The organism is Actinocorallia lasiicapitis (genome assembly GCF_054778695.1).
The window spans coordinates 1-7,401 of sequence record NZ_BAAGZI010000299.1 but is presented as its reverse complement, the minus strand read 5'-3'; the positions used below and the strand labels follow the sequence as shown (position 1 = coordinate 7,401).

Annotated in this window: 11 protein-coding genes and 1 riboswitch; of the genes, 4 read left to right on the top strand and 7 right to left on the bottom strand. The window is 70.5% G+C overall.

Annotation, left to right across the window (positions count from 1 at the left end; genetic code table 11):
- The 4 genes from ACYVE7_RS25420 to ACYVE7_RS25405 form a co-directional block, all read right to left on the bottom strand.
- The coding region (locus ACYVE7_RS25420; protein ID WP_460367899.1) for a protein-L-isoaspartate O-methyltransferase family protein at positions 1-499 on the bottom strand (499 nt) is incomplete at its 3' end.
- Positions 500-569: 70 nt separating this feature from the next.
- Positions 570-1,310 (bottom strand): ABC transporter ATP-binding protein, encoded by a 741-nt coding sequence (locus ACYVE7_RS25415; RefSeq protein WP_460367897.1) that lies wholly within the window; start codon positions 1,308-1,310, stop codon positions 570-572.
- Complete coding sequence (locus tag ACYVE7_RS25410; RefSeq protein WP_460367895.1) at positions 1,307-2,170, bottom strand: ABC transporter permease; 864 nt, start codon at positions 2,168-2,170, stop codon at positions 1,307-1,309. Before ACYVE7_RS25410 ends, ACYVE7_RS25415 begins: the two co-directional genes overlap by 4 nt.
- Before the next feature lie 29 nt (positions 2,171-2,199).
- Positions 2,200-3,198 (bottom strand): ABC transporter substrate-binding protein, encoded by a 999-nt coding sequence (locus tag ACYVE7_RS25405; RefSeq protein ID WP_460367893.1) that lies wholly within the window; start codon positions 3,196-3,198, stop codon positions 2,200-2,202.
- 47 nt (positions 3,199-3,245) lie between these two features.
- Positions 3,246-3,347: riboswitch (guanidine-I (ykkC/yxkD leader) on the bottom strand.
- Positions 3,348-3,458: 111 nt separating this feature from the next.
- Here ACYVE7_RS25405 and ACYVE7_RS25400 point away from each other — a divergent pair.
- The 4 genes from ACYVE7_RS25400 to ACYVE7_RS25385 all read left to right on the top strand — a co-directional run bounded on the left by ACYVE7_RS25400 (position 3,459) and on the right by ACYVE7_RS25385 (position 5,801).
- Positions 3,459-3,800, top strand: a complete 342-nt coding sequence (locus ACYVE7_RS25400; RefSeq protein WP_460367891.1) for a PadR family transcriptional regulator — start codon at positions 3,459-3,461, stop codon at positions 3,798-3,800.
- Positions 3,801-3,822: 22 nt separating this feature from the next.
- Positions 3,823-4,668, top strand: coding sequence for a hypothetical protein (locus ACYVE7_RS25395; RefSeq protein ID WP_460367889.1), 846 nt, complete (start codon positions 3,823-3,825; stop codon positions 4,666-4,668).
- Between the two features lie 161 nt (positions 4,669-4,829).
- Positions 4,830-5,156 carry an SPW repeat domain-containing protein gene (locus ACYVE7_RS25390; RefSeq protein ID WP_460367887.1) on the top strand — a complete coding sequence of 109 codons (327 nt, stop codon included), beginning with the start codon at positions 4,830-4,832 and terminating at the stop codon, positions 5,154-5,156.
- A gap of 108 nt (positions 5,157-5,264) precedes the next feature.
- Entirely contained in the window at positions 5,265-5,801 is a 537-nt protein-coding gene (locus ACYVE7_RS25385; protein ID WP_460367886.1) for a TetR/AcrR family transcriptional regulator, read from the top strand.
- Positions 5,802-5,810: 9 nt separating this feature from the next.
- On the opposite strand, the gene ACYVE7_RS25380 is transcribed toward ACYVE7_RS25385, so the two are convergent.
- The 3 genes from ACYVE7_RS25380 to ACYVE7_RS25370 are packed head-to-tail and all read right to left on the bottom strand — an operon-like array spanning position 5,811 to position 7,244.
- A complete protein-coding gene (locus ACYVE7_RS25380; protein WP_460367884.1) occupies positions 5,811-6,353 on the bottom strand; it encodes a GTP-binding protein in 543 nt (180 codons plus the stop codon).
- 4 nt (positions 6,354-6,357) lie between these two features.
- Entirely contained in the window at positions 6,358-6,825 is a 468-nt protein-coding gene (locus tag ACYVE7_RS25375) for a DUF742 domain-containing protein (RefSeq protein ID WP_460367882.1), read from the bottom strand.
- Positions 6,822-7,244, bottom strand: coding sequence for a roadblock/LC7 domain-containing protein (locus ACYVE7_RS25370; RefSeq protein WP_460367880.1), 423 nt, complete (start codon positions 7,242-7,244; stop codon positions 6,822-6,824). Before ACYVE7_RS25370 ends, ACYVE7_RS25375 begins: the two co-directional genes overlap by 4 nt.
- Positions 7,245-7,401: the final 157 nt, after the last annotated feature.

Sequence of the window (7,401 nt, the reverse complement as noted above, 5' to 3'; positions counted from 1 at the left end):
GCCCGCGCGCCAGGAACGCCAGGTTCGCGACGGCCCGCGCGGCCAGCGCCGGATCGATCTCCAGGCTGACGACGTCGCAGCCCAGCGCCGACAGCAGCCCCGCCGTCCAGCCGGAGCCGGTGCCGATCTCCAGGATCCGGCCGCGCGGATCCAGCAGCCGGGCGAACGCCGTGACGATGCCGGGCGCCGACAGCGACGAAGTCGCCTCTCCCCTGCCCAGCGAAGGGTCGCCCGCCCCGTCGTCGGCCTGGGTGATGATCACCGCGTCGGCGTAGGCGGTCTCCAGCCAGCCGACCGGATCGGCCGCGCGGTCGATCCGGAACCCGGCGGACGCGCCGACGTCCAGCCGCGCCCACGCCTGATCGGGGACGAACCGGTGGCGTTCCACGGCGAGTAGGGCGGCGCGCCAGCGGTCGTCGAACTCGCCGCCCGAGGTCAGCCGGCCGGCCAGCGCCGCGTTGAGGCCCGCCGCGTCAAGCCTTGTCGCACTCTGCTCCACCCTCCTGTTCTTACCCTGGATTCCGGCGCGCCGAATATGTTTGACCGACCCGGGGGCATGGGCGGCCCCGTCAGCGCATGTGGGCGCGGACGAGGTCCTCGGTCTCGGCCCGCAGTTTGAGGAAGTCGGGCTCCCGTTTGAGCAGGAGGTCCCGTTCGGCGGGCAGGGCGACGGGCAGTTCGGCGGCCACCCGTCCTGGATCGCTGGCGAACACGATCACCCGCTGGGCCAGGAACACCGCCTCCTCGACGTCATGGGTGACCATCAGGATCGTGGTCCCGGTGTCCTGCCAGACCTTCCGCAGGAAGAGCTGCATGTCGTCCTTGGTCTGGCAGTCCAGCGCCCCGAACGGCTCGTCGAGCAGCAGCACCGACGGTTCGCAGGCCAGCGCCCTGGCGATCGCGACGCGCTGGCGCTGGCCGCCCGACAGCTCTTTCGGCAGCCGTCCGCCCAGCCCTTCGAGCCCGACCTCCCGCAGGTACCAGGCGACGCGTTCGCGCCGCTCGGCCCTGCTGAGGGGCAGCAGTTCCAGCCCGAACGCGACGTTCCGCTCGACGGTCCGCCACGGGTGCAGCGCACCGGTCTGGAACACCAGCCCCCGTTCGGGGCCAGGGCCGCGCACCGGAGCGCCGTCCAGGGTGATCTCCCCCGCGGTCGGCGCGTCGAGCCCGGCGATCAGCGACAGCAGGGTCGATTTGCCCGAGCCGCTGGCCCCGACGATGCAGACGAACTCGCCGCGCGCGACCTCCAGCGAGATGCCGTCCAGGGCGCGGACCGCGCCGAAGTCGCGGGTGATCCCGGTCAGCCTCACGGCTGCCACCTCCCGATCCGGTCGCGCAGCACCCGCAGCGCGACGTCGATGGCCAACCCGATCAGCGCGATCACCACGAGCACCGCGAAGATCTTGTCGGACTGCAGGAACCGCCCCGACCGGGCGATCCGGTAGCCGAGCCCCGACTCGGCCGCGATCAGCTCGGCGACGACCACGAGGTTCCAGGCGACCGCGAAGTTGACGCGCAGCGCGTCGAGGATGCCGGGCAGCGCGTACGGCACGACGACCTTTCGCAGCACCTCGCCCTGGCGGGCCCCGAGCGTCGCCGAAACCTGCCGCAGTTCCTTCGGCACCACCTTGACGGCGTCGGCCGTCATCAGCGTGTTGAAGAAGACCACCCCGATCACCAGCAGTGCGATCTTGGAGCCTTCGCCGATGCCGAGCCAGATCACCAGCAATGGAATGAACGCGCCCGCCGGCAGGTACCGCAGCAGCCCGATGACCGGTTCGAGCATCGCGTGGGCCGCCGGGTAGGCGCCCATCAGGATGCCGAGCGGCACCGAGATCAGCGCGGCGATCCCGAACCCGTACAGGATCCGGGCGGTGCTGGCCCAGGTGTCGTCGGCGAGCTGCCCCGACCGCGCCATCTCCCAGCCCGCCGCCCAGGTCGCCCCGGGCGACGGCAGGAACTCCTTCTCGACGATCCCGAGCGCGCTGAGCAGGAACCACAGCGCCAGCGGGACCGCCGCCGCCCCCGCCCGCAGCACGCATCTGACCCGCGCCGGGACCGGCGCGCCCAGCCGGAACAGCGCCGGAATCCGCAGGCCGGGACGGCGCCGCGGCAGCGGACCCCAGCCCTCCCGCCCCGCGACGGCCGCCTCTGCCGGAATCACGCTCATCGGCGTGCCCCTTCCGTGATCGGTGGCGGTCAGTTCTTCAGGCCCTGGACGAACTTGGGCTCCAGCAGCCCGTCGAGCGACGGCTTGACGTCCGCGAGCTTGGCCTCGACCAGGAATCCGGCGATCTGCTCGGCCTGGAACGCCAGGTTGGTCGGCTCGGTGCCGGGGCCGAACGCCTTGAGGTTGTCGGCGAGCGAGAAGATCGTGGTGCCGGCGTCGTAGGACTTGTAGTCGGCCTCGGAGACGTCGGCGCGCTTGGCCATGATCGCGATGGCCTCGGCCGGGTTCGCCTGGATCCACTTCAGGGTCTCGAACCAGGTCTGGACGAGGCCTTGCACCTGCTCGGGATGGTCGGCGACGAGCTCCTTGTCGACCACGAGGTGGTCGGGGATCGCGCCGGGGAAGTCCTTGGACGTCGCGATGGCCTTGCTGCCCTTGAGTTTGAGCGCCGTGGTGGTGAAGGGCGCGAACGCGCCGACCGCGTCGACCTTCCCGGACGCGAACGCCGCCGCGGCCGCGTCGGTCGGCAGCGGCTTGAAGGTGACGTCCGCCTGGGTCAGGCCCGCCTTCTTCAGGGCCAGCAGGAGCAGGTAGTGGTCGACGGTGCCGGGCTCGGCCGCCACCGTCTTGCCCTTGAGGTCGGCGAGGGTCGCGATGCCGGGCCGGGCGATAATCTGGTCGTTGCCGGTCGAGTTGTCGTTGACCAGGACGATCGTCTGCTTCGCGCCGCCCGACACCGAGGCGAGCGTGTCGTTCAGGGTCTGGCTGTTGGCGTCGATCGCGCCGGAGGCCAGCGCCTGGAGGGAGTCGGTGTAGCTGTCGAAGTACTTCAGCTCGACGTCGACGCCGTTCTTGCCGAACAGGCCCTTCTCCTGGGCGATCTGCCAGGGGAACCAGCCGGGCCACGCGGAGAAGCCGAGGGTGATCTTGCCGGGGGCCGCGCCGTCGGCGGGGTCGTCGGCGCCGCCGCAGGCGGTGAGCAGGGCGCCTGCCAGCAGAACGGCGCTCAGGGATTTGGCGATGCGCATTTCAGGGCCTTCCAAGACGGGCCCGGCGGGCAGCCGGGCGTCGACCGACCTCCCGGGCTTTTCTCCCGCCGTGGAACGGCCGCTGACGCCGCCGCCTGCATCTCTCGGACCAGTCCACCTCGCGGTGCGGAACCCTAGACGCGCCTCGCGTGATGCGAGTCGGGTCCAGCACACTCCCAGGCGATTTCGCCCGCGTTAAACGACCGTTCCACTCCTGTGACTCTTGATACTTCGTGAGACGATGCATAGGCTGCCGAAGTATGGGAGCGATCCTGACCGAACCCGCTTATTTCGTCCTAGCCGCCCTCCTGGACGGCCCCCTCCACGGCTACGCGATCATCAAACGCGCCGAGGCCGACTCGGGTGGCCGTGTCCGGCTGGCCGTCGGCACCCTCTATGGGGCGCTCGACCGGCTCGCCGGGCAGGGGCTCGTCGCCGTCACCCGTGAGGAGGTCGTCTCCGGCCGGCCGCGCCGCTACTTCGAGCTCACCGAACCGGGCGCCGCCGCCCTCGCCGCGGAGGCGTCCCGGATGGCCGCCGCCGCCCGTCTCGTCACCCACCGCCCCGACCGTCCCGGTTCCCCCGGCCTCACCCCAGCCTGACCCCCCGAAAGGCACCCCTCTTATGCGCCCCGAACGCCTCTACGCCGCCTTGCTGCGCGCCTACCCCAAGCCGCACCGCGACGCCCACGGCCCGGAACTCCTCGCGACGCTCGCCGAGACCTCCCCCGACCGAATCTCCCTCCACGAAAGCACCGCCCTGCTCAGGGGCGGTTTCCTCGCCCGGCTCCGCCAGCCCGCCGACCGCCCCGCCCTCCTCGACGGCCTCGCCATCGGCCTGCTCGCGATCACCCTGCAGGGCGTCAACGGCGTCCTGCCCGGTGGTGGATCCGTGACCATAGCCGAGGTACTCGGCGCGCTCCTTCCCCTCGCCATCATGCGAGGCTGGGCCTTCGCGGCGTTCGGACTCGCCCTCGTGGCGGCCGCGAAGGTCGCCAAACGCACCTACTTCGATCCCGATACCATCCCGTATGGAGCCGGCCACTACCCGCTCGTGCCCGCAATCGTCGGGATCGTCGTCCTTGTCGGCGGATGCGGCATTCTCGCCTTCGCCCGGCTGCGGGGAGCCCGAACGGCTCGACGGTCTTGGCTCTGGCTGGTCTGGCCGCTCCAGTACCTCCCCTTCACCCACTGGGGTGGGCACTTCGGCGGGATGACGACTTTCATGACCCAGCAGTACTTTCTCCCCATGCTGCTTCTGCTGATCGCGACCCTCATCACGGCCGATCGACGATGGGCCATCGGCGCAGCCCTGTACTGCACTTACACGCTGAGTTTCTGGCTCTACCAGCCCTTCGCGCTGATGGGACAGTTCCCGATCTCGGGCTTCGAACTGACCTTTGCAGCCCTGACGGTGGCGGCTGTGGCGTTGAGTCTGTTGCGGCGTGGTCGGGTGCCGTTGTTTCGGTGAACGGCGCATAGCAGTGGCGGTTGGAAGGCGTCCAGTGAAGTAAGTGTGCTCTCACTCGTTGACCAGGTTGTTGTGGCGTTGGGGATCGGTTGACCGGGCGGTCAATCGGGGGACATTTCGGACGGGACGAGGACGTCCCGTGGTTCCCCCGGAGGTGGCGGATGTCTCTGAAGTTCAACTACGAAGCGGCGGTGGCCTTTGTGGCCGGCCTGGCCGCGCTGCTCGCGCCGGACCTGTGGGCCGACGGCGCGGGCCGTGAGCCCCTGATGGTGCTCGGTGTCCTGCTCCTGCTGTCCGGTCTGTACGCGCTGCTCGGCGCGGCGGGCCCGACCGCCTGGACGGCCGCGGCGTTCGCGGCGCTCCTGTTCGTCGCACCGTGGGCTTGGCAGTTCACCGGTGACGACGCTGCATCCTGGACGGCATGGATCGCGGGCGGCGCGGCGGTTATCGTCGCCCTGTACGGCACCACCAAGTCGGCTGACGCCTGACGGGCCAGGCCGCCAGGCCGAACCCGAAGGGCGCGAGACCGGCACTCGCGTGAGGTGGTCCCGGAGCCGCTACGGCCCGGGGCCATCGCCCATTCCCCGGGGGCCCGCATGAACGATTCGCGTACCCGCATCCTCGACGCCGCCGAGGAGCTGTTCGCGCAGACCGGTTACGACGCCACCTCGACGGCCCGGATCGCCGAGCTGGCCGCGGTGCCGAAAGGTCTGGTGTTCCACTATTTCCCGCAGAAGATGGACGTCCTGCTGACCCTGGTCGACGAGCGGACCGTGATCGAGGTGCTGCCGGACGAGCCGCTGCCGGGCGATCCGGCGGGTGCGCTGCGGCGGCTGGCGTCGCGGATCCCGCTGCGCGCGTCGCCGAGTATGCGCCGGATCCTGTTCCGTGAGGCCGACACCCACAAGTCGGTGCGGGAGCGGCTGGGCGCGGTCAACCGGGAGCTGGTCAGGCACGCGCGCCGCGGTCTGGAGCTGGCGCTGCCGGGGGCGCGCGGTGACGCCGCCCGGCTCGAGGTCGCCGCCGCCACCTTCGCGACGGTCCTGCTCTACCAGGAGAGCCTCTACCAGCTCACCGGCGACCGCGTCGACCCCGATGCCCTCGCCGACCTGATCAGCCGCGCCCTTCTGTGATGCCGCGGTTCAGGAGGTGGTCGCGACGATCGCGCTGTCGAGCAGCGCGATGACGACCTGTTTGACCGAGGCGCGCTCGCGGGCGTCGCAGTGGACGAGGGGGATCCGGTCGGGCAGCCCGAGGGCCTCTCTGATCTCGTGCAGGTCGAAGTGCTTGCCGTCGGGGAACTGGTTGATCCCGACGGCGAACGGGATCCCCATCTCCTCGAAGAAGTCGAGGGAGGCGTAGCACTGGTCGATCCGCCGGGTGTCGACCAGGATGACGGCGCCGATGGCCCCTTCGATCAGGTCGTCCCACATGAACGCGAACCGCTCCTGCCCGGGTGTCCCGAACAGGTAGAGCACCAGTGACTGGTCGAGGGTGATCCGGCCGAAGTCGAACGCGACGGTCGTGGTGGTCTTCCGTTCGACGCCCGAGGTGTCGTCGATCCCGGCGGCGGCGTCGGTCATCGCGGCCTCCGTCGTCAGCGGTTCGATCTCCGAGATCGCGCCGACGAAGGTCGTCTTCCCGACCCCGAATCCGCCCGAGACGATGATCTTGGCGGAAATCATCTGGTCAGAGTGCACGGACACCTTCTCGGATCCTCTCCAGGACGGAACGGGACCTGGCGTCGGCCAGCCCCAGATGGTCGTGCACGGTGACCAGCCGTTCGGCGACCAGATCGGCGATGAGCACCCGTGCCACCCCGACGGGCACGCCGAGCGCCCCGGCGACCTCGGCGACCGACACGGGCCGCTGGCACATCTGGACGATCTGCCGCCGTTCGAAGGTGAGCGGCGCGGACAGTGCCGCGGGCGAGGCGCTGACCAGGGTCTCCACCCGGAGCCTTTCGTCGACGGGCCGGGTGCGCCCGCCGGTCAGCACGAACGGCCGGACGATCACACCGTGGTCGTCGACGTCCTCGGCCGTCGGCACCGGCACGGTCGGGCTGGACGGCAGCACCACACGCCGCTGCTCCTCCCGCACCTCGATCATCCGCGGGTCGGGCATCCGGGGTCCGAGCTCGTCGTAGGGCCGGCTCATCGCAGCACCTCGTTCTTCAGCTGGGCGACGATCTGCGGGGTGAGCAGCCCTCCGAACCGGTCACAGAGCAGCGCGATCTCATGGCCGACGAGGCCGAGGTCGCACTGGGAGGTCGACACGACGCCCAGACATGAGCCGTCGGAGATCGCCGACACCAGCAGGAAGCCCCGCCGCATCTCGACCATCACGAGCTTGAGGCCGTCGAACCCGTACTGGCGTGACGCGCTGCGCGCCAGGCTCGTCATCCCGGACACGATCGCGGCGAGCCGTTCGGCGCCCTTGCGGTCGAGCCCGTCCGACATGGCCATCAGCAGGCCGTCGGAGGAGACGGCGACGGCGTCGGTGACCCCGTCGGTGGCGCGCACGAAGTTGCCGAGCAGCCAGTTGAAGCTCTGCACCTCGGAAATAGCCTGTGCCATGGTGGGGTCAGTTCTCCCTTCCGGGATCGTTGTCGCGCTGCTGGGGACCGGCGGCCGAACCCCGCTGGTAGCCGGACCTGAAGTTGGTGAGCATGTTCGAGACCTCGCCGGGGGTCCGGTCGGGGGGCGCGTCGGGGCCGGGGGCAGGGGCGGGCGG